Origin of the sequence: Pacificibacter marinus, from assembly GCF_018860505.1 — a bacterium.
Classification (GTDB): domain Bacteria; phylum Pseudomonadota; class Alphaproteobacteria; order Rhodobacterales; family Rhodobacteraceae; genus Celeribacter; species Celeribacter marinus_B.
The window spans coordinates 1-25,690 of record NZ_JAHKPU010000007.1 but is presented as its reverse complement, the minus strand read 5'-3'; the positions used below and the strand labels follow the sequence as shown (position 1 = coordinate 25,690).

The following is a 25,690-nucleotide window of genomic DNA, read 5'->3' as shown; positions in this document are numbered from 1 at the left end:
ATGACAACCCGCCGCCGTTTTCTTGCTATTAGTGCCGCTGCTGCCTGCTTGCCGAGTATGGGCAATGCCACGCCTATGTATACGTGGCAAGGCACCGCCCTTGGCGCACGCGCGACCTTGCGTTTGGATCATCCTGACGCAAAAGCGATCAGCGCAGGTGTGGCCGCAGAGATTTCGCGTCTTGAAGATATCTTTAGCCTGTATCGGGCCGAAAGCGCTTTGTCCGAATTGAACAGAGCAAGCGCGTTACAACAGCCACCGTTCGAACTCTTGGAATGTCTGTCTGTGGCTGGCTCGGTTCATGCGGCCAGCGGTGGTCGGTTCGACCCAACCATTCAACCTCTCTGGTCGGCTTATGCCGAGGCCTCGGCCTTTGGGAGACGGCCAAGCGAACAGGCTCTTGGCAGAGCGCTGGGCTTGACGGGTTGGGACCGCATCATCTTTGGGCCTGAAAAAATCGCCATGGACAATGGAATGTCTGTGACGCTTAACGGGATCGCGCAAGGGTATATTGCCGATCGTATTTCCGATCTGCTGACCGCAGAGGGGCTGACTGATATTTTGGTCGATACTGGCGAATTTCGTGCAATCGGCGGCCATCCAAACGGAGGTGCATGGCCAGTTAAGTTGGCATCTGGAGGGGAGGTGCCTCTTGATACACGGGCGCTTGCGACCTCTGCACCGCTTGGAACGACCTTTGATGATGCGAATCTGATGGGGCACATTATTGATCCGCGTAACGGTCAACCTGTGCAACCCATGTGGCAAGAAATAACAGTTTCCGCGCCGTCGGCCGCGCTGGCGGATGCACTTTCCACCACTGCATGTATTTTCGAGACGCATTCTGGTATTGTTAATTTTTTGGCAAAATTTCGAAATGTTAAACTTGAGTCTGCTGTGGCTTCCTAACGGTTTTGGGGCATAAAAACCGAAGCGCTGACATGGTTATATCTTCGGTTCTTCCAAGACGGGAGCGTGTGACTTTAAATCGGGAAAAACCCATCGCTTCGTCATTCTCATATCCATTCATTTGTTTTGGATACACCTTAGTAGGCTGTTCAAATTTGCCAGACCATTTCACCCAACAGTCCCTGATCAATCACTCTCAGGCTTTTTTAAAGCAATGCAACGTCCTCTTGTAACATGAGCATCCGCTTCGTCATGTGTGACCATGAGCGCAGGTATGCCGCGTGCTGCAATGTGCGAGAATGTAAAATGCCGTATTTCGTCACGTAGGCTTGAATCAAGTTTGGAAAATGGCTCATCGAGCAAAACCGCTTCAGGTTCGGCCAATAAGGTGCGCATAAGTGCTGCGCGTGCGCGCTGCCCCCCCGATAGCGCTGCTGAATCATCATCGTAACGACCGGCTAGGCCCGCTTGCTTTAGAGCTGCCTCAACCGTGCTGCGCCGCATTGCGCGCCCTTTGATATGTGAAGGCAATCCGAATGCGAGGTTGTCTCCGACACTGAGATGCGGAAACAAGTGGGCGTCTTGAAACATCACGCCGACCTGACGGGTTTCTGCTGGTATCGTGCTTATTTCCCGCCCGTTGAGTTTAATCGAACCTGAACACCCGAAACCATGTGTCAGATGACCGCCAATCGCATCTAAGAGTGTCGATTTTCCGACGCCGGACGGCCCCATCACAGTTACGACATCGCCCAGTGGCACGCTGAGCGTTAGAGGCGCGAATAGCAGTTCCCCGCTTGGGCTTCGCAACGTAAGGGAGGTTAGATCAAGACTCATGTTTGTATGGTTCCGTTCAGGTCGCGGCGGTTGCGGTGTAGGAAAGCGGGTATCAAAAATGCGGCTAAATAGGCCACCAATGGGAGCATTGTTTGCAATGCAGCATAGACCCCAGTGACGCGCCGGTCAGAGCCAGACGACAGGGTGACAGCTTCTGTGGTGAGTGTCGCGATGCGGCCCGCACCCATAAAGAGGGTTGGTAAATATTGAGCTACGGAAACCGCCACGCCTATGGCGGTCGCGGTGAGGATCGGACGCAACAATATGGGTAATTTAATCTTCACCAGCCGTTTTAATGGTCCAGCTCCAAGGGAGGCTGCGCTGTCCAAGGTGCGGCGGTTAAGGGCGCGCCAAGGATCTGACAATGCAATCATCACATAAGGAAAGACAAAGAGTGCCTGTGCCCAGATCACGGCAGTCATATCGCCCGATATGCCAATTTTCAAAAATGCGATGTTAAGTCCGTAGAGAAACCCGACCTGTGGGATCACAAGTGGAAGATATATTAAGGCTTCTGCCCATGCCGCACGTCCCCGTCGCGCACGGTCCTCGCCTTCGAGCCATGCAATCGCCAGAGCAACCGACAGCACCGTTGTCGTTATCGCAAGAAAAACTGTATTGCTTAATGCGCGTTGCCATCCGTTTGAGCTGTTGACCCATGATCGCAAAGACCAACTTTCCGGCAGAAATTGCGGAAAGGGCCAACGCCACGCCAGTGACCAGATCAGGAGTGAGAGCATGGCCAGCATCCCAATTGCCATCAAAACCACAGTTATAACGCTGGCCAATTGCAAACCCGGTTCCGTCGAAAGTCCGCGTCCGCCACGGCGTAACCACCAACGTCCAACGCGGCGCATAAGGCATTCACCCAACACAAACACTGCGATGCCGAGTGCTATGATTAAGACCTGCAAGATTGCGCCCGCTGAGGCTGGCATAATCTGACCCGGATCGGCGGCATTGAACCAGCGTGTGATGGCGACGGCAAGCGTAGGCGGGTTGGACGGACCTAAGATCATTGCAACGTCAACGACCGAGAGCGCATAGGCAAGAACCACCCAGACGGGAAGCCGTATCATTGGCCAAACCTGCGGCATTATAATTTTAATCCAGACAACGCCGCGTCCATAGCCAAGTGAGCGTCCGGCCGACACATGTTTGGCGACAGGGATTTGGGTCAACGCCGAGAGGATCACAAGAAGCAAAAACGGGACTTCTTTGATCATCAAACCAACGATCAGGGCCAGACCCCATGTATCGTTTACTGTCGCTAAATCAGGGGGACGATCCCATCCGACAAAGGGGGCAAGCCCTCTGGCGATCCAGCCAGACGGGGCAAGAACAAAGGCCAATCCAACGGCCAGGGCCGCATGCGGGATGGCAAGGAACGGTGTGAGCATGCGGGCTCCGGCCCCTGGTGTGATCCGCGAATGAACCGCCGCGCAAAATCCGGTGGCCAGCAAGAGCGAAAATACAGTGGCGCCAATGCCCGTCACGAGCGTTAGTTTTAAGCTGGTGCCAAAGCCCGGAAGCGTTACCAATTCGCGCCATGGCGCAAGCGATAGCGTATCCCGCCCCAAAGCGGGAAACAGGCCAAAGGCTGCGCGCCCTGTTTGCCAAAACCCGAGAACAATCGGTAACATTAGGCCGAAACCAACAATGCTCAGGACGGTTAAGCGTAGATAACGGCCGTCAGTGTTCATTTCGTATAGCGCCGTGCCCAGTCTTCTGTCAGTCGGGTCATCCAACTGGCATGAGGTTCCAAAAGCGTCGCCCCCAGACTTTCAAGTGTGGGAAGCGCATCAGAGGCTGGGAGTGCCGCAAATGTCGCGAGGGCAGGGGCATCAAGTTTGGATGGGTCCAAAACTGAGAACGATCCCAATACATCAATGTTTTGCATATGCGCTTGGGTCTCAGGTGCGATGAGGAAGTTTGCAACGACTTCGGCACCTGCCGCATGCGCCGCGTTATAGGGGATAGCGACGAAGCTGATGTTGCCGATGCTGCCGTCTTCGGGCACGAAAACACGGGCGGTTTCTGGCAAAAGCCCTTGGGCGATTGCCGCAGCGGTTGAGGCGGGATCAAGTGACATAGAAATATCCACCACGCCATCGTTTAACATTTGTTGCTGGATAGACTCGTTTTCAGGGAATGTTTTGCCGTCTCGCCACATATTGGGGCGGAGCGCCTCATACCAGTCCCAAAGCGGCGCTGTCGTCACGCTGTAGGCGGCATCATTAACTGGAGTTTGCAACACCGACGCATCGGGTGCCAGCTCGATCAACGCCTGTTTTAGAAAGGTCGCCCCCATAAAGTTCGATGGGACCGGATGAGTGAAACCGCCGGGGTGATCTGCGGCCCAGCTGACGAAATCAGCCATGGTGCGCGGCACGGCAGAAACGCGGGCACTGTCATAGGTAAAAACGAACTTGGCCAATCGCCACGGGCTTTCCATACCTTCAACGGGCACGGTAAAATCGATTGAGGCTGCCGACGTCGGGCTTAGGTCAAGATACTGCGCATTTGGCAAGCCTGTGACGAAGGGGCCATGCAGCAACCCCTGTTCCTTCATCGCAAGAAAATTCGGCCCGTTGATCCATATCATATCGATCGTACCATCCTGATCGCGGCCCGCGGCCTTTTCAGAAATCACGCGCGTTACGGCTTCGGCTGTGTTTGACAGCTTCACTTGTTCTATTGTCACGCCATATTGCGCTTTAGTTTGATCACTGACCCAAGCGATAAACGCATTGGTGCGCTCATCGCCGCCCCAAGCATTCCAATACACGGTCTGGCCACGCGCCTCATCAAGCGTTTGCTGCCAATCGGCCAGTGCAGGTGTGCCAAACGAAAATGCGAGCGCGGCGATGAGAAGATGTTTCATGAGACGTCCTGTGTTGAAGCTGATTGAGACTGCGGTTGTGTATCGTTGCTATCTTGCGGTTTTTGTTCCTTCATGTCGATTGATGCGAAGGCGGTCCAACCATGTGACCAGCGCAAGAGGGTGGTGAGCGCACAGGCCGCCGAGAAAAGATAGGCGAGCAATGGAAACAGCGAGGGCCAAAGCAGCATCAGGATAAAAAGAGCGATCGTCTCGAAGCCTTCAGTCAAGCCGCCAAGATAATAGATGCCTTTGGTTGGGAAAGCGTCGGCGGTGTCGCCGCGCTTGGCCGCGATAGCCGCAAATGCCAAAAACGACGATCCCGTGCCAACAAAGGCAGCGATCAAAACGGCAGCAGGCAAAGCGTTCGCAGGGTTTGCAATGGCAAACCCCAACGGGAATACGGCGTAAAATACAAAGTCCAATGCGATATCAAGAAAGGCCCCTCGATCTGTTGGGCCAGAGATCCGTGCGACTGCCCCGTCAAGCCCATCCGCGAGACGGTTTACGATAAGAAAAAGCAAACCCGCCCAATAGATGCCAAAGGCAATTGCTGGCACGGCTAGAAGGCCGATGGCAAAACCGGCAATGGTGATCTGGTCTGCGCCTATGCCCCGTGTGACAAGCCAAGTGGCTGGCCGGTCAAGCAAACGTTTTTGCAGCGGCTGAATTCTTGCATCAAACATGTTCGTTTTCCCTAATGAATGCGGGCTGCATTGCCACGGTTCCGATCAAAACCACGAATAGGGCCACCGTTTCCAATCGGGTCAGAAAACTGTTTTCGAGTTTTGCCATTTTATGATCCGTTTCATTGGGCGCAGAAGTGTATAGGTTTTGGACAGTCTCGCATAAATGTGCTGTTTTGCATAAATACAGGTGTCAAAGATACCGATGATGCGCGAGTTGACGAATTTGTCATCATATCCGCCTCATTTGTGTGTGTGTTGATAGAGGGGATGCTTCACCTGTTCTAAAGGCGCCAAGGTCACTTCTTGACCCCAAAATGTCCATTCGGCTTGGATTTCACAATCGGGAACCGGTGTGACAGGTCAAAATCGTGTGGGTAAAACCCTATATGGCACAGACTGAAACGCAGCTTTTATGCCTTTTGCCATTATGCCGTTAATGTCAGTCTCGTTAGGGCGTGTGAGCTGTCACATTGTTACAGTTTTTTGTAAACGCAGCTTTGTGAAAACTTCTGTGCTGTTCACCTTCACGCGATGTCGCACACAAATGTCTGGCACATATGCGATTTGAGGTCCAATCTGTTGGGCAGGAGTTTTTAAATGCAAATACAACATCCCGCTATCTTTCAAAGGTCGTTATGCTCTGTATCCGCAGTGCGGTATGCTCATACGCTGGATCGTTGCAAAGGGGCGTCCCTTGGGCAAGATTGACCGTGCACAACGGCGCGATGGGCGTCCAATTTTCCGAATAGTCCTGCGTATTGCCATCTTTGCCTTATTGATCTGGCTGACCCATCTGGCTGTTGGCTGGTTGATGATGAAGATCGACGACTTGGAAAACGCCGCCGGAGTGCGCATTGGGGTGCTTGGCGCTCTTTTGCTGGTCTATGTTTTACTGATGGCCGTTCCCTTTGTCCCGGGGGCTGAAATCGGAATTTCTCTGATGATGCTCGAGGGCGGGGCTCTTGCACCGTTCGTCTATAGCGGAACGTTATTCGGTCTGTCGTTGGCCTATTTTGTGGGGCGTCGGGTTGATTGCGCTGTGTTCAAGCAGGTTGCGATGGACCTACGTTTGACCGGCGTGAGTGATCTCATCGATGAAATTACACCACTGACTGGAGAACAACGGCAGAATTTTTTGCAGGCACGGCTGCCGAAATGGGTTCCAGCTGCGGTGATCCGATATAAATACGTTGTCTTAGGTCTGCTTTTGAACCTTCCGGGAAATGCGCTTATCGGTGGAGGAGGGGGGCTGGCTTTGATTGCAGGTTTCAGCGGGCTTTATGCCACAAAACCTACGGCGCTGACTTTGGCCATCGCGGTGGCTCCCGTTCCGGCAATGGTCTATTTTCTTGATTTATATCCTTTTGGGTAAGGCTATTCCCGTGAGCCAGCCTGAGTGTCGGTCGACGTGAACGGTACAAGGTGACCTTTGGAAAAGATCGTTGATGCTGCGGTGCAGTTTCCCGAAAACGGCCATTGGGGACGTCGTGCAGCATTTTGAGTGGCCGGATGGCCATTGTGCGGGGCGTAGCGGCCATTGGCAGAAATTCTGCGAACGGCTGCTACTAGAGATCGGGTTGGTCAACACGTGATAACTAAAGAAGGTTTATCACATAGCCTTGCCAGCAAAATTTTGATTAATAAAATCAGACTTTTGCTTCAACTTCACCCCATGTCCCAATGTTTCGTCTTCTATGTCGCCAGCTTTTCATTCTTCACTCTTGATGAGTGCGGCACCTGCAACCGGCGTGAAGCCCTGCCCTGTGGCCTGAGGTGTCTTTTCTTCAGGTTGGGCTGTAATTCCGAGAGCGGCACCTGCGACAGGCGTGAAGCCCGTAACATTGGCCTTCTTCTCTTCGGGGGTCGCTTGTGCGGCACCAGTCGTGGCGCCTTCGGGGGCTACGCGGCCTGCAGGTTCCGAACCGCATCCATAACTGCCATCAGCGCGCACGCCAATTCTTTTCCCAATGGCAATGCAATCCTTTTTCATTTGCTGGAATTCAGCGTCAGAAATAGCGTGTGCGGCTGTGGCAGTGAACGCGCTGCTGGCAATGGTTGCGATCATGAGTGTCTTTAAAAACGTCTTCATTGGGATATTTCCTTTAACTTTTGAGTAGGGAGTTTGAAATGCGGCCGCTGTATTTCGCAATGTCGCGGATCAAATGACGTATTCTTAGCAGGTTGAGCATCTTTTCTAACGATCCGAAATCACCAGACTTTACGAGATCTATTAACCTAATCTAACGCTCTTTACTTTGCACCTGATTGAGCTTGCAGCACAGGCGATGTTTCTGGCGCGCCAGAATGAACCGCCCCAACAGCAATGATTGCACCCAAGCCGAGTGCCAATGGGCCTGCCGGTTTTGCTGAAGCTGATGTCGCAGTGATTGCGCACAGAATGATTGCGGTATTGCGAAGGGTGCTTATCATGATAGTTCCTTTGAGTTTTATTTAAATGAAGCCAAAGCATGTGGCCCTTTGAAATAAGCCCAAACCCCTGAAGATATGCAATTTCAGCCCTCTGTTATTTGATAACAAGGGACTATTCACTCACTCAAAGCTGAAATGCGGGTATGATTGGGGGGGGCGCCTCACAGACTTTCGCTGCGCTTTGCATAGAGTTCCCCCAAGCCGTTCACGCTATAGCAAGTATCAAACACCCCTAGCCCCGAATGTGGCACACAGACATTTGACCTGTTGCCGCACGAGCAGTAATTACATTCTCGTAAAACTCTGATAAGTTGGAAGGTAATCAGGAGCATATACATGTTAACCAAACGCCATTTTATCATTTCTGCCGCCGCGTTGTTTTCGACGCCGCTTTCAATTTCATCGGCCGCTGCCGCAACATCGGACCGGTCGAAATGGAGCGCATGGGACGCGCAAGTGACACCTGCGGGGTACGATCCCAGTACAACCAACCCATGGGGAGTTGGATCGCGGTTTCTACCTCGTATCGTTGAAGCAAACCCAAATTTGACACCAGGTGACATCCATGTCGATGCCGTTGCTCGCTATCTGTATCACATCCGTGATGACGGCACTGCGATGAGGTATGGCGTCGCCATCGCTAAGGGGAACTTGTACGAACCTGGAACCTACTCAATTAAACGCAAGGCAAAATGGCCAACTTGGACACCGACGCCCGCGATGATTAAACGAGAGCCGGAAGTCTATGCGCCACATGCAGATGGTATGGATGCGGGACCGTCAAATCCACTTGGATCACGCGCTTTGTATCTGTATGTTGGAAACAGGGACACCTACTTGCGTATTCATGGATCCCCCAACCCCCGTTCGATTGGCGGCAGAGCAAGTTCGGGCTGCGTCCGGATGATTATGCCGCACATAAACGATCTCTATGAGCAGGTTAACACTGGCTCTACGGCGTTCTTGTATGCGCCGTAATAGCCGTAACAATTGACCGTTTCAAATAGCTAACGCGCTTAAGTTAGGTCAAAAATTCAGGTAAGGCGTTGAGTGCCTTACCTCTTCACCCTGTAACCTCTACGTCTGCTGGACGGCTGCAAATAGGACCGCCGCTTTTCGCGCGCAGTGGCAGAAATGTGGTTTCGACAGGGCCAGCGTAACGATAGATATAACATCCATCAGCAGGATCTATGCGCACAGCGGTCAGATCTTGATTATCTGCTACGATAGTAAGAACGCCCTCAGGTAGCTCTTTGAAGAACCGCTCTGAAGGGTCGCTGCTTGTGCCTTGCATCTCTGTGCAGGCTGAAGCCAACAAAACCGTACATCCTACAATCCAAATTCGAGCGTTCATCAGTCAGTATCCTAAATGTTTATACGACTTAATTAGGGTGTTTCTGGCCCAAAGTAAAATCAACTGATGCGTATTTGCACAAAATTCTCAAATATTTGTGCGTAGTAGTACCTCAATCCTGATACGTTCCTGCGACCCAATTGCTACTCTTTTGTCTTTGATAGCTTTCAGTTTGCGAATGGCACTTCTGACAAGATGTCCTGGGTCTTGCGCGATAACGGCGTCGATCTTGAAGGTTTTTAGGGCGTTTTCGGTATAGGGGGTGCGTTCGTGGGCTATTTTAATAAGGTTGGTTGTTTGACCCAGATCATTCAGAATTTGTAACGGCACGCGGGCCTCTGAAGACATGATGTAAATGCCGACAAGGTTGGCGTTGTTTTGGACCGCATTTGTAATAATTGTTTGGGCGCGGTCTTCATCGCCGTAGGTTTCGAGGGACGGAAGTGCCTGTAGAAAACCGAAATTTTTGTTAAGTTCGGTGTCGAACCCGATGCGTCGCTCCAGACTATCGCGCGAGCGCATACTTTCGGAAATGACCAGCACTGATCCTTGAGTTTTCTGGCAAAATCGCCCGATAAGGTTGGCAGCGGTTGCGCCAGCAGCGTTATGATTTGTACCTACCCAGTGTTCCGCCATGCTTGACTGGTCCGCAATAAACGGAAGGGCCGCGATACCACGTTCTTGTAGTCTGAAAATAGCATCACGGACTTGAGGGGACTCTGGCGCCATGATCGCGACACCAGTCGTATCAACGGGGTCCAGCGTTGCAAGAAATGAAGAAATGCTATGTGGATCATTTTCGTCGATATGCGCCACGTCACATACAATTAGATCGGCAGCAAAATTTTCACTGGCTTCGTCGATGTGCCGAATAATTTCTTCGAGAAATAAATCGCCAGAGCGCGGCAAAGCAAAGACAAACCTATAGCGCTGCGATTTCGCAAGGTTGGCGGCTTGGATGTTACGCACAAAGCCGAGGTCTTTAATGGCTTGATTGACGCGGTCCACGGTGTCTTTTCTGACACCATCTCGTCCGTTGAGCACGCGATCGACGGTTGCGCGACTGACGCCCGCAGCTTGTGCCAGATCTTTGGTTGTTGGTCTTAGCATTATTTCTCTGACTGTCGTTTCTACGAATTTCGCCATCTTATCAGACCTTTGTTGTGCCACAACTGCATCATTTACAAGCAGAAATGTTAGATTTCATCTCGATATGGTTACGCATTGAGGCACGTGCGTCAAATAATTGTTGCCATGAGGCACGTGCATCATTTAGCAATATAAGCATAGCGTGAGTCGTGGCGGGGAGCTGCGTCCGCTAAAATCGGGAGGAATAAATCAATGAAAAAGAACCTATTCACTAGGGGGGCTACGGGTGCCATTGTCGCATCCGTGATTGCGACAACAGCTGCGGTAGAAGCACATGCCACAGACCTGACTTTGTGCTGGGCGGCCTGGGATCCTGCAAATTCGTTAATTGAACTGTCCAAAGATTTTGAACTGCAATCCGGCCACACCATGAGTTTTGAGTTCGTGCCATGGACGAGCTTTGCTGACCGTATGTTGAATGAGCTCAATTCTAGTGGACAACTTTGCGATCTGATGATTGGCGATAGCCAGTGGATCGGTGGCGGCGCCGAAAACGGCCACTACGTCAAGCTGAACGATTTCTTTGATGCCAACGGCATTACAATGGACGATTTTTTGCCGGCGACCGTGACGGGGTATTCGGAATGGCCAAAGAATACGCCAAACTATTATGCGCTGCCAGCATTTGCAGACGTGGTCGGCTGGACATATCGCAAGGATTGGTTTGAGCGTCCGGAACTTCAGACCGAGTTTATGGACACTTATGGCCGCAAGCTGGACGTGCCCGCATCCCTCGAAGAGCTCAAGGATATTGCCGAATTCTTTCAAGGTCGCGACATCGATGGCACCACTGTTTACGGCGCTGCGATCTATACAGAACGTGGGTCCGAAGGCGTCACGATGGGCGTCACGAACGCGCTGTATAACTACGGTTTCCAGTACGAAAATCCGGACAAGCCTTACGACTTAGAAGGGTTTGTAAACTCTGAAGGTGCGGTTGCTGGTCTTGAGCTTTACAAAGAGCTGTATGACATCGGCACACCTCCTGGTTCCTCGAATTGGTACATGAGCGAAAATATCGACGCCTACCGGTCTGGGCAGGTTGCACTGCAGATGAATTTTGCTTTCATCTGGCCAGGAGTTGAAGCCGATGAAACTGTGGGTGGCGGCAATACGGGTTATTTCCCGAACCCTGCTGGCCCAGCGGGTCAATTTGCACAGCTTGGCGGACAAGGTATCTCTGTTGTTTCCTATTCTGATAAGCAGGATGCGGCTTTGGAGTACATCAAGTGGTTTGCGCAGCCTGAAGTGCAACAGCAATGGTGGAACCTTGGCGGAGCGCCAGCACTTCGTGCGGTTGTTGAGGCGGATGATTTCGCGGCAAGCCAACCATACGCACAAGCTTTCCTTGATAGTATGGCAATCGTCAAAGATTTCTGGGCTGAACCGGCTTATGCCGATCTGTTGATCGCCACTCAAGAGCGTATGCACAACTACGTCATTGCGGGCGAAGGCACTGCCAAAGAAGCCCTCGATGGTTTGGTCCGCGATTGGACCGAAGTGTTCGAGGACGAAGGCAAGCTCTAACACCCATCCCAGTCGGATACCTTTCCAGAGGAGGTGTCAGGTAATCGCACCAGCTGATCCACGGATTGGCTGGGGCACCCATTATCGAAGTGTGCGACTTAAGTCGCCGGCAAGGACACATAAACAATGCCCCTTTCCCCTATGGATACAGCGGCCGCGAAGACGCCTGTCGGAATGGCCAAACGCATTCGCGGATTGTCAGACCGAACAATCGCGTGGATTTTCGTGGCCCCTACGATTTTCTTATTGCTTGCAGTCAATATCTTTCCGTTGATCTGGACCATTCGGTTGAGCTTTACCAATTTTCGTGTGAACCGCCCGAACAAGGATGTGGATTGGGTTGGTTTGTCCAATTATAAACGCATCCTAAGTGATCCTGACGTTTGGAACACAATGCAGGCAACGGCACATTTTTTGATCTGGACGATCGCTTTACAGGTCCTGATCGGTTTCGCGCTCGCCTTTTTGATCAACAAAAAATTCCGTGGCAATGACATGTGGACGACGATCATCGTCTTTCCAATGATGTTGTCACCTGCGGTTGTCGGCAACTTTTGGACGTTTCTGTATCAGCCGCAAATTGGTCTGTTTAACTATGTTGTCGCGTTTTTCACTGGTGCTGACCCAGCCAGTTTTTCAATGATTGGCGATGTGCATTTGGCCCCTTGGGCGATTGTGATTGCGGACACATGGATGTGGACACCATTTGTGATGCTGATCTGTCTGGCGGGCCTTAGGTCTATTCCCGATAGCATTTACGAGGCGGCTGAATGTGATCGCGCCAGCAAATGGCGCCAGTTCTGGACGCTGACCATTCCTATGGCACTACCGTTTTTGATGTTGGCTGTGTTGTTCCGTGGCATCGAGAACTTCAAGATGTTCGATCTGGTTGTCCAACTCACAGGCGGAGGGCCGGGGAACACGACAACCCTGACCTCGATTGATCTGAAACGAGAGGCCTTTGAAAAGTGGCGCACCGGATATTCATCCGCTTACGCAGTGATCCTTTTCGTGACCGTCTTTGGCCTTGCTTCGATTTACGTCAAGGCCCTGAACAAGGTAAAAGAGAGATGAGTTTTTCCGTCACAGAGCCCGCAAAGGGCACCAAATGGATCGCCGGATTTTTGGTGATCAGCTATGCTTGCATTACGTTGGTTCCGCTGCTTTGGATCATCGCGACAGGGTTTAAATCCCCTGCGGATTCCATTGCCTATCCACCCGTCGTATTGTTCGAACCAAGCGTCGAAGGTTATGTGAACCTGTTCACCGAACGCACTAGAGCCACCCCAGAAATGCTTGAGGCCGCAGGTCCGGCTGATACTTGGTACGATGAAATTGTGCGCGAACGTGGCACGATCATTTCTGGCCCCTCACGCTACGGCGAGCGGTTCCTTAACTCGGTTATCATCGGATTTGGATCAACGCTTTTGTGTATGATCTTGGGCACGATGGCCGCTTATGCCTTTAGCCGATTTAAAGTGCCGCTTAAGGACGATCTATTGTTCTTTATTCTATCGACACGGATGATGCCGCCGATTGCCGTGGCGATCCCGATCTTTTTGATGTTCCGTAACTTGGGGCTAAATGACACGCACCTTGGTATGATCTTACTATACACGGCGGTGAACCTGTCGCTGTCTGTCTGGTTGCTCAAGGGCTTCATCGATGAAATCCCGATTGAGTACGAAGAGGCTGCATTGATCGACGGCTACACACGGTTCCAAGCCTTCTATAAAGTTGTGTTGCCACAAGCTGCCACGGGCATCGCGTCAACGGCCATTTTTTGTTTGATCTTTGCGTGGAACGAATACGCCTTTGCCGTTCTGCTGACGTCTGGCACGGCACAAACGGCCCCGCCTTTCATCCCAACAATCATCGGTGTCAGCGGCAAAGATTGGCCTGCTGTTGCAGCAGGTGCAACGATCTTCCTCGTGCCAGTCATGGTTTTCACCATCTTGTTACGCAAACACTTGTTGCGCGGGATCACATTCGGAGCGGTACGGAAATGATCAATATCATCAAAGGACTGCTACGGTTTCGCCGTGGTCCATGGGAAATGCTAGCGACCATCCTGATTGCGGTGGGGGTGTTCATGTTGATGCAGCCCTTTGCCATCGGGCTTTACAGCTATTCCTTTATTGTCACCCTTGTTGGCACGGTGATGTTCATCATCGTTAGCCATTTTTCGGAGTAATCATGGCACAAATACGTATTGAAAATGTGCGCAAGGATTTTGGGTCGTTCAACGCGGTGAAATCTTCTACGTTCACGATTGAAGACGGCGAATTCTTTATGCTGCTTGGCCCATCGGGCTGCGGCAAGACCACAACGCTGCGGATGATGGCAGGGCTTGAATTGCCTACATCAGGCGAGATTTATATCGACGGCGAAGAAGTGGGGCAAAAGCCCGCGTCACAGCGCGATATCGCCTTTGTGTTCCAAATGTTTGCGCTTTACCCGCATATGAATGTGGGCAAAAACATAAGCTATCCGCTGCGCTGTCAGGGATTGTCCAAGGCCGAAGTCACGAAGAAGGTGGGCGAGATTGCTGAAATTCTTGGTATCACCGATATCTTGAACACGCCTGTGGGGGGCTTGTCTGGCGGCGACCGTCAACGTGTGGCGCTTGGCCGCGCGATTGTACGTGATCCCAAGGCGTTTTTCATGGATGAGCCGCTGGGGGCGCTCGACGCGGAATTCCGTGAACATATGTCCGAGGAGCTGCGCGCCCTGCATGACCGTATGAATGCGACCACGGTGTATGTGACCCACGATCAGCTTGAGGCCATGCAAATGGGCGACAAAATCGTGGTCATGAACCACGGTGTTGTTGAGCAATTCGGTGTGCCGCAAGATATCTATGATTGGCCTGCCACCAAGTTCGTTGCTCAGTTCTTGGGCTCGCCGGCGATGAACTTTCTCGATTTCAACGGCATGATCGGATCGGGGGGCAATGAGGTGCGCTTGAATGATATTCCGTTGTCGGTTCCGACAAGTATTGAAGGGACAAACGGCGCGATGTCGCTTGGCGTGCGCCCAGAGCATGTGCGACTGGACGACACTGCCAAATATCGAGGACGGGTCAAGGCGACAGAGTACCTCGGCACAACCCAGATCGTGACGCTGGAAACAGCCAATGGCGATATTAAAGCCCGTGTCGGAAGCGCGGACAAAGTGCGTGTCGGTGATCAAACTGGCCTGTCATTTGATCCACGTACGATCACATTGTTCGACGCTGATACTGGTGTCGCGCTGCGCAGCCAAGCCAACGAAGGAGTGCTGAATTATGGCTGAAGTGACATTAAGCGGGATATCAAAGTCATACGGCGATCAGGTGGCTCTTGATGACGTAACGATGACCATTCCTGACGGCGCATTTGTGGTCTTGCTTGGCCCAACCGGTGCGGGAAAAACCACAACGCTGCGTATGGTGTCAGGGCTGGATAGGCCAGATACAGGGACCGTTACAATTGGTGGCCGTGATGTGGCATCCTATACACCCGCTCAACGTGACGTGGCGATGGTGTTTCAGCAATACTCGCTTTATCCGCATTTCACGGTGCGCCAAAATCTTGAGTTTCCGCTTAAATCTCCAATCTTGCAAACTCCGCAAGCCGAGATTGAGCGCAAGGTGAACGCTGTCGCTGAGGTGCTGCAGATCAGCCATAAACTTGATAACAAAGCGACAGCCTTGTCGGGTGGTGAAATGCAGCGGGTGTCGATAGGGCGAGCGTTAGTGCGCGATCCATCTTTATATTTGATGGATGAGCCGCTCAGTTCACTGGATGCAAAATTGCGATCTGATTTGCGGATCGAACTCAAGAGCATTCAAGCGGATTCAGGGGCCACGATGTTATATGTGACACATGATCAGACCGAAGCAATGACTATGGCGACCCATGTGGGCGTGCTTGACGAAGGCAAGCTGGTGCAATTTGGGAGCCCGCGTGAGATTTATGAAAATCCGGTAAGTATTTATGCCGCCAGCCGTCTTGGTCAGCCGCGCATCAATGTTTTGCCATCAGACGTCTTTGGGGGAGCGCCAAACAAAGCGACACATATTGGCCTGCGCCCCGAGCAGATTTTCCAAGGCGAAGGCGAGGATAGTTTCGTGCGGCGCGTCGAACATCTGGGGGATCAGACACGCCTGCATTTGTCATTCAAATCGCATGATCTGATTACTGTGACCGACGCTCATACCACCCTTAAAGAGGGCGAAATTATTCAGATTCGCCCTGAAAACCCGTTCTATTTTGACGCCTCTGGCGCCCGTGTATCGTAGGAAAAAATCATGAAACAGTTTATCAATGCAAAACAAGACATGGTCACTGAAGCGATTGACGGAACGATTGCTGCATCAGGTGGAAAACTCACTCGGCTTGATGGTTACCCGCATATTCGTGTTGTGGTGCGCGCGGATTGGGATAAATCACAGGTCGCATTGGTGTCTGGTGGCGGTTCTGGCCATGAACCTGCACATGCCGGTTTTGTAGGCGAGGGTATGCTTACGGCTGCAGTCTGCGGCGAGGTATTTGCATCCCCATCTGTCGATGCGGTTTTGGCCGCAATCTTGGCTGTTACGGGGCCCGCAGGATGCTTGCTGATCGTTAAAAATTACACCGGTGACCGTTTGAATTTTGGCCTTGCAGCCGAACGCGCACGCGCCTTTGGCCATAAGGTTCGGGTTGTGATCGTTGACGATGACATCGCACTGCCAGATCTACCGCAAGCACGTGGCCTTGCAGGAACCTTGTTCGTGCATAAAATCGCGGGTGCAATGGCGGCGAGCGGGGCCAATCTTGAGGCCTGCACAATCGCTGCCGAGCGCATCATCAAAACAACACGCAGCATTGGGTTGTCGCTTGATACCTGCTCTGTTCCGGGGTCACTAAAAGAAGACCGCATCCCAACAGGAATGGCCGAGCTGGGTTTGGGCATTCACGGTGAAGCAGGTGTTGAACAAGTTGCTGCTGCGGGGGCAACCGACGCGATTAAAAAGATGACTGAAAAGCTCAGTGCTGGCATGCCAAAGACGCCCCATGTCGTTTTAATCAACAACCTCGGTGGCGCGTCTTGTTTGGAAATGGCGATATTGACTGACAGCCTTTTGAAGTCTGATTTTGGCCAACATATCAAATTGGTCGTCGGCCCAAGTGTGATGATGACAGCTTTGGATATGCATGGATTTTCGATTTCCGTTTGCGAACTGGCAGACGGAGACGAGGGGTTTCTGACCCAACCCGTTGGCGTTTTGTCATGGCCCGGATGTCGGGCGGTACAAACGTGCAAGGTGCTACCGTTGCCCGACGGTTTGACGCCGATCCGCGCGCCAGCATCTGTGCACGCACCTACCAAAGCGTTTTTGATTGCATGCTGTGAAGTCTTGATCGCAGCCGAGGCAGACCTGAATCTGCTTGATGCGAAATCCGGTGACGGTGATACAGGCTCCACATTAGCTGGGGCAGCTCGTGCATTGATCGGGGCCATGGATACGTTGCCACTGGCAGATCAAACACAGCTTTATCGTGCGATTGGGCTGGAGTTGAGCCAGACAATGGGGGGCTCCTCTGGCGTACTGCTTGCGATTTTCTTTGCTGCTGCGGGGGACGCGTCATCGTCAGGCTTGGCAATGCGCGACGCCTTGATCGCGGGGCTTGATCGCATGCGTCAGATTGGTGGTGCTAACCCTGGTGATCGGACCATGGTCGATGCTTTGTTGCCTGCGCTGAACGCCTTGCCTGAAGGGCTAGCTTCCGCGGCAGCTGCTGCACGCAAAGGAGCGCAATTTACCGCGACCCTGACGTCTGCAAAGGCTGGGCGCGCGAGTTACATCAACGCCGAGCAACTCGATGGGCATATCGACCCAGGTGCAGAAGCTGTTGCACGGCTGTTTGAGCATTTGGCAAGCTGATATGTTCCATCATAATATTTAACGATCACACTGCCCGTTATGCGGGCAGTGTGCAGTTGTCCGATGTCCCTGATCAGGACAGCACCTTGGAAGGGTGGTAGCATTATTATAGCTACGAACTTTGTCGCTCGTTCATGCAGGTCGTTCGCTTCACTTTGGTCCAGCCTAGTGAAAATTATGAGAGTTTCAGGCTGAATATTGAAAATACCTACTCCCGCCGAACTCGGTTCAGCCAATCGCAATACAGTCAGTAATCCGCGCTTACCCCCCAAGGTCTGCTGGAGGGACCAAATGGTCCTTGGCTTTGGTCGGGCAGATGATTGTTTTTTAAAAATAACTTCCGCCCAACCGTAACTCTGCCTCTTCCAAAAGCTCTAAAAGCTGTTAATTGAAATCATGGATATTGTTCTGATCACTGCGGTCATCGCATCGCTTTTTGTTGTCATCGGCACGGCGGAGCCGCTCGCTGCTCGGTTGCGCTTGCCATATAGCGTTATCCTCGCGGTTCTGGGCATCCTCATCGGCTCGGGCGCGATTTTCTTTTTACGCACGGATCTGACTGACGCGCTTAATCCGGTCGCGGAGGCGATTTTAAAGTTTCCAATTCGGTCGAACGTCTTCTTGTATGTTTTTCTGCCGACACTGTTGTTTCAAGCAACATTGGGGATGAACTTGCGTCGGATGCTGGACGATTGGGTTCCTATTATGGTTCTGGCCATTTTAGCGGTCATCTTAGCGACTTTCAGCGTGGGGTATGCGCTTTCTTGGGCAAGCACGCTACCCTTGGCGGCGTGTCTGTTGATCGGGGCAATCGTCTCGACGACTGACCCTTCCGCAGTTGTTTCGATCTTTCGGTCAATCTCGGCGCCAAGGCGACTTTCACGGATCATCGAAGGCGAAAGCCTGCTGAACGATGCCGCCGCTATCGCGCTGTTCGGATTGTTCATGGGGTTTGTTATGCTGGGGACGCCCGACCCCAAACTGGGCGATGCCATTGCGCAATTTCCGGTCTTGATCATGGGCGGTGCGCTGACGGGCTGGCTTGCTGCGCGCATTGCGATCTGGATCATGTCGTTGTTTAGCGCACATGAGCTGGCATTGGCCTCTGTCTCTGTCGCATTGCCCTACCTTGCCTATATCGGGTCTGAACAAATCATTGGGGCATCTGGCGTGATCGCTGTTGTCGCGGCAGGGCTGACACTTAACTTGACCGGTCCGGGGCGGTTGCCACCTCACGCATGGATCAATTTACGCGAGGTCTGGGATTTACTAGCCCACTGGGCTGGCGCTTTGATCTTTATCCTTGCCGCACTGCTGATACCTCGGTTGCTGGCAGATGTCAGGATCGAAGACTTTGCCCTCATCGGCGTGGTGATACTCGCCGCGTTTGCTGCGCGCGTGGTTATACTCTTCGGGCTGCTGCCGTTCCTGACCCTGCTCAGGGTGTCACCGGCTGTTGAACAGCCTTACCGGACTGCCATTCTTTGGGGAGGCTTGCGGGGCGCTGTGACACTTGCACTGGCGCTTGCCGTAACCGAAAGCCTGCGGGTGCCAGTGGAAGTCAAACGTCTGGTTGGCATTCTTGCCACCGGTTTCACCCTGTTCACCTTGCTTGTACAGGGGACGACTCTGAGGTCCGTGATCGGTTGGCTGGGACTTGATCGCCTATCCCCGATCGACGAAGCGATGTCACGGCAGGTCGTCGCGGTTGCACTGCAAACCGTGCGCGAAGATGTGGCGCGCACGACTGAGGACTACGCCCTCACTCATGATGTCGTACGCTCAGAGGCGAAGGTGTTTGGCGACCGTCTAGAGACCGCTGTAAAGACGGCGGAAGACAGCGAGGACATACTTGATCGTGACCGGATCACTTTGGGGCTGATCGCTTTGGCAGGGTTTGAGCGTGATACAATTCTGAATCGAGTCCATGAACGCACGATTTCAGCGCGCATGGCTGAGAAGACTCTACTAGATGCCGACAGGCTGATTGAAGGCGCGCGTTCGGATGGGCGAGCGGGATATCAACGGGCTGCGCGTCGTTCGATCGCTTATGGGCGTGCCTTCCGAGCGGCGGGGTTGCTGCATAGCAAGTTGCGACTATCTGCGCCTTTGGTGCGTCTGACGGCAGATCGCTTTGAGCTTTTGTTGTCACAACGACTTACTCTGCGTGATCTTGGGTCATTCATCGAAGGGCGTATTCGCCGCATTCACGGACGACGGGTTGCTGGTCTTTTATCAAACATGCTTTCGCGGCGGATCGAGCTGGTGGAAACCGCTTTGGACGGACTGCGGTTGCAATACCCTGGATATGCCGAAGAATTGGAGCGCCGCTTTATAAAGCGTACGACTTTGCGGTTTGAGGAGCGGGAATACGAGGCCATGCGCGAAGACGGGTTGATCGGCGCGGAAGTTTATACAACCTTGATGCATGACCTGACGCGGCGGCGGGCCACAGCGGAAGACCGTCCTCCGCTTGATTTTGCAGTAAAGCGCTTCGAACTCATCAAACAGTTTCCGCCATTCGCAGATCTGGACGCCAAATCCGTACGACGACTTGGTCGCGCTTTAAAGACCCGTTATGTCAACGCAGGAAGTATTATCCTACGTAAAGACGGCGCATTGAAGCACGTATTTTTTATCGCATCAGGGGCTGTCGAACTGGAAATTGCAGGTCAGACATCGCGTTTGGGGCGGGCTGATATGTTTGGACAAGTTGCCATCTTGATGAAAAACGCGCCCCGTTCCGAAGTCCGCGCCATTGCTCCAACGACGTTGCTTGTTCTCGACGTGGCACAGTTTCAAATTCTACTGGATAAAATACCAGCTCTGCGCAGTGCTGTGCGCGCCAGCGCTGAAAAACGCGGCATTGATCCGGATGCACTTTTGGAAGACTTCTCAACGGGACATTAGACGCGGACGTTCTCTCTTATTTGTCGATCCAGAACGTGGGCGATCCAAGCTCGCCATGGCCTCCCAGTAACTCGATCAGTGCTTTTGGTCGGAGCGACTGAACATGGCCTATTTTTGGCAGATCTAAAAAGTTCAAAGCCCAAGAAGTATTGACTTACACCAAGGTGTCCCACGGGTGCTGACGTCAGACAGGTGTAACCTAGACGGACCCGTGGGGCACTTGTGGGGTTACTGTAGCTTGTCTCTGAGCGCCTCGTAAGGGGTTTGTCCGTTGTGGGCACCGTGCGGCCTGGCGAAGTTGTAGAACCGTTCCCATTCGTCGAGTTTGGCCTCTAAATCGACGTCACCTTTGTAGCTGAGAAGTTGATAGAACTCCTGTTGATCGGAACGGTGGGATCGCTCGACTTTGCCGTTCAATTGCGGTGTGCCGCGTTTGATGTAGGCGTGCCTGAATCCGAGATCTTCGACATGCCAATGGAACTTGGCCTGAAACTCGTGGCCATTATCCGTGCGCACTTCGCGAATGAGAAACGGGACCTTTTCGCCGCATTTTCCTTTTAAGGTCAAGAACTTGACGTCTACTTGGATGTGGTGACCTGGAACCTGCTTGTGATATCGCTTGGTATGCAGCTTGCGCATTCGAGTGCCTCTGGGCAGCCGGTTAAGGCCGTTACGTTTGAGAATGCGGTAGACCCCAGCATCTGAGATTTTGATGCCGTGGTAACGTGCCAAATACCAGACGATCCTTATAGGACCCAAGTGATACTTGCGGCGCAGATACAGAACCTTTTCGACGATTTCAGCAGGTGTTTGATTGGCCGGGTTCTTCGGAATTGATTTGGCATTCTTCAAGCCAGCCTCCCCATGCTTTTGATAGGCATCCCGCCATCTATAAAAGCTGGATCTTCCAATCCCAAAATACCGGCATGCTTTGCGTACATTGCCGATCTTCTCAGCATGCTGGAGCACTCTCAGCTTGCGTTGAATGTCACGTTCTTCGTTCGTCATAAAAACTTCCTCCACCCAAAATTGGGTAATTTACAGGAAGTGTCCCGAGAGGCCCTACATATCTACAGCAGTATATTATGCCGCGTCCAGCCCCTCTTATCGAAAATGCTGTCATTATTGGCGGTGGAATATTCGGAATGTCCACAGCTGTGCAACTCACTCGCATGGGTGTTTGTGTTACGCTCATCAATGACGGTCCTTTGGCAAATGGCGCGTCGGGGCGTTCGCTTGCGTGGCTCAACACCGCGCGAAAACGGTCCTTGCCGTATCATCGGCTGCGTCAAGCGGGGATGGAACGCTACCGCGTTTTGTCGGACAAATATCCGGATGCCGATTGGTTATGCTTTGGCGGCGGGCTCACTTGGGATGCAGAAGGTGATAAAAACGAAATCGCTGAGGTTTATCGGTATGAGCGCAATCTGGGATATGAAGCCCACTTGCTGTCTGGCGCAGACGTGTCGACCACAGTGCTTGGCGTCAATGGTGCATCCGTCGGGGACAGTGGTGCTATATTAAACCCGAACGAAGGTTGGGTGGAACTGCCAGTGTTGATCGGACTTTTGGCCGATGAATTCCGCGCGGCGGGGGGCATCATGATCACTGACGCCGGAAAAGCAACGCCGCTGGTGCACGAAGGTCGCGCAGTCGGGGCGCGTACAGCAAGTGGTGAAACTTACAAGGCTGATGTTATTTTGATGGCCACAGGGCCTGCTGTTCCCGCCATGGCCGCGGCCGGAGGTATTTCTATTGCAGATGGTACTCCGACTGCCGTTTTGGTCGAAACCCAGCCCGTCGATCACCCACTGCGCGCTGTGCTAAATACTCCACGGGTTGCTGTGCGTCCAACCCAAACGGGGGCATTCTTTCTTGACTCTGGTTGGCCTGAAGACGAAGTGACCCAACGCGCAGATGGCAGTTATGAGGTGCCAGATTGGGTCACACAAGGGCTGCTTGATGAAGCTCAAAAAGTTCTTGATCCCCGACTTGATCTTAAAATAACCAATGTTCATTTTGGTCCTAAACCTATTCCGGGTGATGGCGACCCCGTGTTTGGTCAGTTGAAAGAGTTGCCAGGATGTTTCGTGGCTTTCTCGCATAGCGGTGCCACACTGGGGTTGATCATGGGGGAACTGCTTGCAGAAGAAATGGCATTGGGACTGCGCCACACAATGCTTGAGAGTTTCCGACCTGAAAGGTTTGCGACATAAATATTTAGAAATTTAGGGGCGCAGTTGCATATTCCACTCTGACCTGAGCCCTTAAAATACCTCCAAATTTGTGTCGGTTTCAGGGAAGACTAGGCCTGTAGAGGTGTGTTCATGCTTTGAGGGCCGGTTCGCTGCCGTCTTGCAGGGCCGTGGTGAGCGCTGAGAGGAATTGATCACACTCGGCAAGTTGTGCTTCGCTGACAAATTCATCTGGCTTATGCCCTTGGGCCATATGCCCCGGTCCGCAAATCACGGCCGGTATTGAAAGACGTTCTTGGAACAGGCCGCCTTCCGTGCCGAATGCGACTTTAACAGGAGTACTTTCGACATCCATTAGAGTGTTAAGAAACGTAACGCTGGGGGTCTCTACGGGCGTCTCCAGCCCTGGGTAGCCGGAGACTTCTTCGATCTCGATATGTGCATTTGGAAAGCGCTTTTTATGTGGTGCAACGATTTCAGTGGCGTCCTCAGTGATGCTGTCAATAAGTGCATCAGGATCATCCGCCGCAATGTTACGTATTTCAAATTCGATTTCACATAAATTGGGCACAATATTAAGTGCTGTGCCGCCTTGCATCGTGCCAACATGAAGTGTGGAATAAGGAATGTCGTAGGCCATATCTCGGGCACCATGCTGTTCAAGCTTAGCCTGTTGATCTTGAATACGTGCAATTAAGGCCGCGCCAAGGTGTAAGGCATTCAAGGCATCCGGTGCCAATGCAGAATGCGCCTCTTGCCCGTGGCAACGGGCGTGTAATGCGCGCTTACCTTTATGGCCCGTTGCGATGCGCATGCCAGTTGGTTCGCCGATAATACAAAGCGCGGGGCGTTCTGGCCGCTGGGCAAGAGAGTCCAGCATCCCACGCACACCGAGGCAACCGATCTCTTCGTCATATGAAATCGCGAGGTGTAAAGGCAGCTTTAAGGGGGATTGGGCTGCTTGCATCATCGTGTGGATTGCCACGGCCAAAAAGCCTTTCATGTCTGCCGTGCCGCGCCCATATAGATTGCCGTCTTCGCGGCGCAGTGTGTAGGGATCGCTGCTCCAATTTTGTCCTGCCACAGGCACCACGTCGCAATGCCCAGACATGACCACGCCGCCAGACCCTTGTGGCCCGAGACTGGCCCAAAGATTTGCGCGTGTGCCGTCGCTGCTGGTGAACCGCTCAAGCCGCACGCCAAGCGGGCCAAGCAAGCCTTCCACGTAGTCCAATAAAGCCAGATTGGAGTGGCGTGACACAGTCTGAAATGAAATCAGTTTTGTCAGAATGTTTAAAATCTCGGAGCGCATCTCGTTTTCCTGTTATATCACGAGGCCGGGAAGCTTGTTGGCGTCGGCGGCTTCGTGGCAGTGATCAATAAAAGCTTGAATCGTACGCGACACATGGCTCGCTTTGGGAAGTGCGATGCCCAGCTGAAGTGGCGGCACATCGGTTTTCAACGGGATAAATTTAAGGGGCATCCCGTCCATAGAGGTCTTTGAAACCGTGCGCATATTCGAAATACCAAAGCCAAAGCCATTCGCGACCAAACACCGCTGAATTGTGATCTCGGACGTCCGTTCTGCAATGCTGGGGCGGCGGCTTAAACTGCGAAAAAACGACAAAAAGTAATCAGAGCTATGCGGCATGTCGAGCAGCACCATTTCATGATCAATCAAGTCGGCGGCTGTCAATTCGCTGAAACCGGCCAATGGATGATCGACTGCAACCATAACATAAGGTGGCAAGGGTTGCAGTGGTTGAAAGTCGATATCACTGTGCAATGAAAGATCGTAGGTTAATGCGATATCTATTCTGGCAGAGCCTAAGGCATCGAAAATTTGTGCTTGATCAAGTTCGATTTGGTTGAAATCGACGTTGGCATGCTTGTCCTCAAAGCCGCGACGCAACTGCGGAACCATGACTTGAACGAATGTCTTTAGGCAGCCAACTCTGAGCGGGCCACGGACGCTGCCGGTGTAGATATTCGCCATATCGTTGAGCTGCGCAGCATTGGCCAAAACTTCGCGGGCTTGTTCTGTGAAACGCACGCCTGCAGGTGTCAGGACTGATCCTTGCGCATGACGACGGGTGAACAGTTGAACGCCAAACCCTGCCTCAAGCTGCGCAATGGCTGATGACATTGAGGGGGCTGTGACATTCACCATTTCAGAAGCCAGAGCGATGCTTCCAGCTTCGCCAACCGCAATGAAATATTCAAGTTGTCTCAAAGTAAATCGTAACGGCATGATGTGACTGGACCTTTCTTGGAAGTACGCGTGCTTTGGATTTACGCCCGTAAACTGTAGTTACTCGTCGCCCGGAACACCATAAGAGGGGGCGTCACGCGGGTCGAGCGCACGGGTGACATATGTCTCCATCTGAGGTTGGAAAACGGCCCACGAGGCTTCCAAGGCTGTAATGGGGCAGTCTTCCGTCCAGTCACAACGCAGTTCTGCCAAAGGCCAACTTTCTTGATCCACCAACAGCAAGCCCGCAGAATGGACTGGACCAGCTTCGCCACCAGCCGTTAAGCCTGCGCGCAAAGCCTCCAACAGTCGTTGGCCTAAGTGCCCCGTGCTGTTGATAAAGGATTGCACCATGACTTCCGGCACACCTGCATCCGCCAAAAGATTGCCCGCAGCAGCCGTGTCGCGTCCTGTGGCCTCAGACCATAGACCTAAAACGTGAGTGCCCGATACGATGGCACTCTGGCCTGATTGATTGACGGCTAGAACTTGTCGGTAGCCCATATGTGGCCCGCTACGTTCAAGGATTGAAAGAGCTTCTGAAGGGCTTGCACCGCGTTCCATGAGATCAAGAGCGTGTGGTCCCAATCGCGGATCTGTAATGTTTTGTGTTGCAACGGCACCAACCTTTGCGCGCGCAAAGGAAC

General features: G+C 52.6%; 24 protein-coding genes. 12 read left to right on the top strand and 12 right to left on the bottom strand.

All coding sequences use genetic code 11. The annotated features are described in order from the left end of the window. Positions 1 to 909, top strand: coding sequence for an FAD:protein FMN transferase (locus KO503_RS00995; RefSeq protein WP_215989735.1), 909 nt, complete (start codon positions 1 to 3; stop codon positions 907 to 909). Positions 910 to 1,095: 186 nt separating this feature from the next. Here the strand turns inward: KO503_RS00995 and KO503_RS00990 are convergent, their stop codons facing one another. From KO503_RS00990 to KO503_RS00975, 4 genes are read right to left on the bottom strand one after another with little or no spacing between them, the layout of a single operon-like run. Continuing rightward, positions 1,096 to 1,746, bottom strand: a complete 651-nt coding sequence (locus tag KO503_RS00990; RefSeq protein ID WP_215989734.1) for an ATP-binding cassette domain-containing protein — start codon at positions 1,744 to 1,746, stop codon at positions 1,096 to 1,098. Next, positions 1,743 to 3,449: an ABC transporter permease gene (locus KO503_RS00985; protein WP_215989733.1), complete on the bottom strand. Its 1,707-nt coding sequence runs from the start codon at positions 3,447 to 3,449 to the stop codon at positions 1,743 to 1,745. The genes KO503_RS00990 and KO503_RS00985 overlap by 4 nt, the downstream gene beginning before the upstream one ends. Beyond that, positions 3,446 to 4,630 (bottom strand): ABC transporter substrate-binding protein, encoded by a 1,185-nt coding sequence (locus KO503_RS00980; RefSeq protein ID WP_215989732.1) that lies wholly within the window; start codon positions 4,628 to 4,630, stop codon positions 3,446 to 3,448. Before KO503_RS00980 ends, KO503_RS00985 begins: the two co-directional genes overlap by 4 nt. Beyond that, positions 4,627 to 5,313, bottom strand: a complete 687-nt coding sequence (locus KO503_RS00975; protein ID WP_215989731.1) for a CDP-alcohol phosphatidyltransferase family protein — start codon at positions 5,311 to 5,313, stop codon at positions 4,627 to 4,629. Before KO503_RS00975 ends, KO503_RS00980 begins: the two co-directional genes overlap by 4 nt. 697 nt (positions 5,314 to 6,010) lie before the next feature. Here KO503_RS00975 and KO503_RS00970 point away from each other — a divergent pair. Next, positions 6,011 to 6,688, top strand: coding sequence for a hypothetical protein (locus tag KO503_RS00970; protein ID WP_215989730.1), 678 nt, complete (start codon positions 6,011 to 6,013; stop codon positions 6,686 to 6,688). A gap of 336 nt (positions 6,689 to 7,024) precedes the next feature. On the opposite strand, the gene KO503_RS00965 is transcribed toward KO503_RS00970, so the two are convergent. Together KO503_RS00965 and KO503_RS00960 are read right to left on the bottom strand one after the other, a co-directional pair. Then, entirely contained in the window at positions 7,025 to 7,405 is a 381-nt protein-coding gene (locus tag KO503_RS00965; RefSeq protein WP_215989729.1) for a hypothetical protein, read from the bottom strand. Positions 7,406 to 7,566: 161 nt separating this feature from the next. Beyond that, entirely contained in the window at positions 7,567 to 7,746 is a 180-nt protein-coding gene (locus KO503_RS00960) for a hypothetical protein (protein WP_215989728.1), read from the bottom strand. Positions 7,747 to 8,082: 336 nt separating this feature from the next. Here KO503_RS00960 and KO503_RS00955 point away from each other — a divergent pair, with 336 nt between their 5' ends. Further along, the gene (locus KO503_RS00955; RefSeq protein ID WP_215989727.1) at positions 8,083 to 8,724 is read left to right on the top strand and encodes a L,D-transpeptidase; all 642 of its coding nucleotides are present in this window, start codon (positions 8,083 to 8,085) and stop codon (positions 8,722 to 8,724) included. 85 nt (positions 8,725 to 8,809) lie between these two features. Here KO503_RS00955 and KO503_RS00950 read toward each other — a convergent pair whose 3' ends face one another. Beyond that, the gene (locus tag KO503_RS00950) at positions 8,810 to 9,100 is read right to left on the bottom strand and encodes a hypothetical protein (protein WP_215989726.1); all 291 of its coding nucleotides are present in this window, start codon (positions 9,098 to 9,100) and stop codon (positions 8,810 to 8,812) included. Between the two features lie 87 nt (positions 9,101 to 9,187). After that, positions 9,188 to 10,210 (bottom strand): LacI family DNA-binding transcriptional regulator, encoded by a 1,023-nt coding sequence (locus KO503_RS00945; RefSeq protein ID WP_252730888.1) that lies wholly within the window; start codon positions 10,208 to 10,210, stop codon positions 9,188 to 9,190. A 231-nt stretch (positions 10,211 to 10,441) separates the two neighbouring features. Here KO503_RS00945 and KO503_RS00940 point away from each other — a divergent pair, with 231 nt between their 5' ends. The 8 genes from KO503_RS00940 (at position 10,442) to KO503_RS00905 (ending at position 20,597) form a co-directional block, all read left to right on the top strand. Next, positions 10,442 to 11,776, top strand: a complete 1,335-nt coding sequence (locus tag KO503_RS00940; RefSeq protein WP_215989724.1) for an ABC transporter substrate-binding protein — start codon at positions 10,442 to 10,444, stop codon at positions 11,774 to 11,776. Between the two features lie 126 nt (positions 11,777 to 11,902). Beyond that, positions 11,903 to 12,850 (top strand): carbohydrate ABC transporter permease, encoded by a 948-nt coding sequence (locus tag KO503_RS00935; protein ID WP_215989723.1) that lies wholly within the window; start codon positions 11,903 to 11,905, stop codon positions 12,848 to 12,850. Beyond that, entirely contained in the window at positions 12,847 to 13,785 is a 939-nt protein-coding gene (locus KO503_RS00930) for a carbohydrate ABC transporter permease (RefSeq protein WP_215989722.1), read from the top strand. Before KO503_RS00935 ends, KO503_RS00930 begins: the two co-directional genes overlap by 4 nt. Continuing rightward, the gene (locus tag KO503_RS00925; protein WP_215989721.1) at positions 13,782 to 13,970 is read left to right on the top strand and encodes a hypothetical protein; all 189 of its coding nucleotides are present in this window, start codon (positions 13,782 to 13,784) and stop codon (positions 13,968 to 13,970) included. Before KO503_RS00930 ends, KO503_RS00925 begins: the two co-directional genes overlap by 4 nt. Positions 13,971 to 13,972: 2 nt before the next feature. Next, complete coding sequence (locus KO503_RS00920) at positions 13,973 to 15,070, top strand: ABC transporter ATP-binding protein (RefSeq protein ID WP_215989720.1); 1,098 nt, start codon at positions 13,973 to 13,975, stop codon at positions 15,068 to 15,070. Then, the gene (locus KO503_RS00915) at positions 15,063 to 16,058 is read left to right on the top strand and encodes an ABC transporter ATP-binding protein (protein ID WP_215989719.1); all 996 of its coding nucleotides are present in this window, start codon (positions 15,063 to 15,065) and stop codon (positions 16,056 to 16,058) included. Before KO503_RS00920 ends, KO503_RS00915 begins: the two co-directional genes overlap by 8 nt. A gap of 9 nt (positions 16,059 to 16,067) precedes the next feature. Then, entirely contained in the window at positions 16,068 to 17,687 is a 1,620-nt protein-coding gene (locus KO503_RS00910; protein ID WP_215989718.1) for a dihydroxyacetone kinase subunit DhaK, read from the top strand. Positions 17,688 to 18,083: 396 nt separating this feature from the next. Further along, on the top strand, positions 18,084 to 20,597 hold the full coding sequence (locus KO503_RS00905; protein ID WP_215989717.1) for a cation:proton antiporter: 2,514 nt from the start codon (positions 18,084 to 18,086) through the stop codon (positions 20,595 to 20,597). A 228-nt stretch (positions 20,598 to 20,825) separates the two neighbouring features. On the opposite strand, the gene KO503_RS00900 is transcribed toward KO503_RS00905, so the two are convergent. Next, positions 20,826 to 21,605, bottom strand: coding sequence for an integrase core domain-containing protein (locus KO503_RS00900; protein WP_215989716.1), 780 nt, complete (start codon positions 21,603 to 21,605; stop codon positions 20,826 to 20,828). Positions 21,606 to 21,682: 77 nt separating this feature from the next. Between KO503_RS00900 and KO503_RS00895 the strand changes: the two genes are divergently transcribed. Then, complete coding sequence (locus KO503_RS00895; protein WP_215989715.1) at positions 21,683 to 22,813, top strand: NAD(P)/FAD-dependent oxidoreductase; 1,131 nt, start codon at positions 21,683 to 21,685, stop codon at positions 22,811 to 22,813. 109 nt (positions 22,814 to 22,922) lie between these two features. Here KO503_RS00895 and argE read toward each other — a convergent pair whose 3' ends face one another. The 3 genes from argE to KO503_RS00880 all read right to left on the bottom strand — a co-directional run. Further along, positions 22,923 to 24,104: an acetylornithine deacetylase gene (gene argE, locus KO503_RS00890; protein WP_215989714.1), complete on the bottom strand. Its 1,182-nt coding sequence runs from the start codon at positions 24,102 to 24,104 to the stop codon at positions 22,923 to 22,925. A 12-nt stretch (positions 24,105 to 24,116) separates the two neighbouring features. Continuing rightward, positions 24,117 to 25,025: a LysR family transcriptional regulator gene (locus KO503_RS00885; protein ID WP_252730887.1), complete on the bottom strand. Its 909-nt coding sequence runs from the start codon at positions 25,023 to 25,025 to the stop codon at positions 24,117 to 24,119. Positions 25,026 to 25,103: 78 nt separating this feature from the next. Continuing rightward, positions 25,104 to 25,690 (bottom strand): DUF1028 domain-containing protein (locus tag KO503_RS00880; protein ID WP_215989712.1); only part of this gene is annotated, 587 nt, incomplete at its 5' end.

Bases quoted from the DNA above. Each gene is read 5' to 3' on its own strand.
- KO503_RS00995 (WP_215989735.1), top strand. From the start codon at position 1: ATGACAACCCGCCGCCGTTTTCTTGCTATTAGTGCCGCTGCTGCCTGC.
- KO503_RS00990 (WP_215989734.1), bottom strand. From the start codon at position 1,746: ATGAGTCTTGATCTAACCTCCCTTACGTTGCGAAGCCCAAGCGGGGAA.
- KO503_RS00985 (WP_215989733.1), bottom strand. From the start codon at position 3,449: ATGAACACTGACGGCCGTTATCTACGCTTAACCGTCCTGAGCATTGTT.
- KO503_RS00980 (WP_215989732.1), bottom strand. From the start codon at position 4,630: ATGAAACATCTTCTCATCGCCGCGCTCGCATTTTCGTTTGGCACACCT.
- KO503_RS00975 (WP_215989731.1), bottom strand. From the start codon at position 5,313: ATGTTTGATGCAAGAATTCAGCCGCTGCAAAAACGTTTGCTTGACCGG.
- KO503_RS00965 (WP_215989729.1), bottom strand. From the start codon at position 7,405: ATGAAGACGTTTTTAAAGACACTCATGATCGCAACCATTGCCAGCAGC.
- KO503_RS00960 (WP_215989728.1), bottom strand. From the start codon at position 7,746: ATGATAAGCACCCTTCGCAATACCGCAATCATTCTGTGCGCAATCACT.
- KO503_RS00955 (WP_215989727.1), top strand. From the start codon at position 8,083: ATGTTAACCAAACGCCATTTTATCATTTCTGCCGCCGCGTTGTTTTCG.
- KO503_RS00950 (WP_215989726.1), bottom strand. From the start codon at position 9,100: ATGAACGCTCGAATTTGGATTGTAGGATGTACGGTTTTGTTGGCTTCA.
- KO503_RS00945 (WP_252730888.1), bottom strand. From the start codon at position 10,210: ATGCTAAGACCAACAACCAAAGATCTGGCACAAGCTGCGGGCGTCAGT.
- KO503_RS00940 (WP_215989724.1), top strand. From the start codon at position 10,442: ATGAAAAAGAACCTATTCACTAGGGGGGCTACGGGTGCCATTGTCGCA.
- KO503_RS00935 (WP_215989723.1), top strand. From the start codon at position 11,903: ATGCCCCTTTCCCCTATGGATACAGCGGCCGCGAAGACGCCTGTCGGA.
- KO503_RS00930 (WP_215989722.1), top strand. From the start codon at position 12,847: ATGAGTTTTTCCGTCACAGAGCCCGCAAAGGGCACCAAATGGATCGCC.
- KO503_RS00925 (WP_215989721.1), top strand. From the start codon at position 13,782: ATGATCAATATCATCAAAGGACTGCTACGGTTTCGCCGTGGTCCATGG.
- KO503_RS00920 (WP_215989720.1), top strand. From the start codon at position 13,973: ATGGCACAAATACGTATTGAAAATGTGCGCAAGGATTTTGGGTCGTTC.
- KO503_RS00915 (WP_215989719.1), top strand. From the start codon at position 15,063: ATGGCTGAAGTGACATTAAGCGGGATATCAAAGTCATACGGCGATCAG.
- KO503_RS00910 (WP_215989718.1), top strand. From the start codon at position 16,068: ATGAAACAGTTTATCAATGCAAAACAAGACATGGTCACTGAAGCGATT.
- KO503_RS00905 (WP_215989717.1), top strand. From the start codon at position 18,084: ATGGATATTGTTCTGATCACTGCGGTCATCGCATCGCTTTTTGTTGTC.
- KO503_RS00900 (WP_215989716.1), bottom strand. From the start codon at position 21,605: ATGACGAACGAAGAACGTGACATTCAACGCAAGCTGAGAGTGCTCCAG.
- KO503_RS00895 (WP_215989715.1), top strand. From the start codon at position 21,683: ATGCCGCGTCCAGCCCCTCTTATCGAAAATGCTGTCATTATTGGCGGT.
- argE (WP_215989714.1), bottom strand. From the start codon at position 24,104: ATGCGCTCCGAGATTTTAAACATTCTGACAAAACTGATTTCATTTCAG.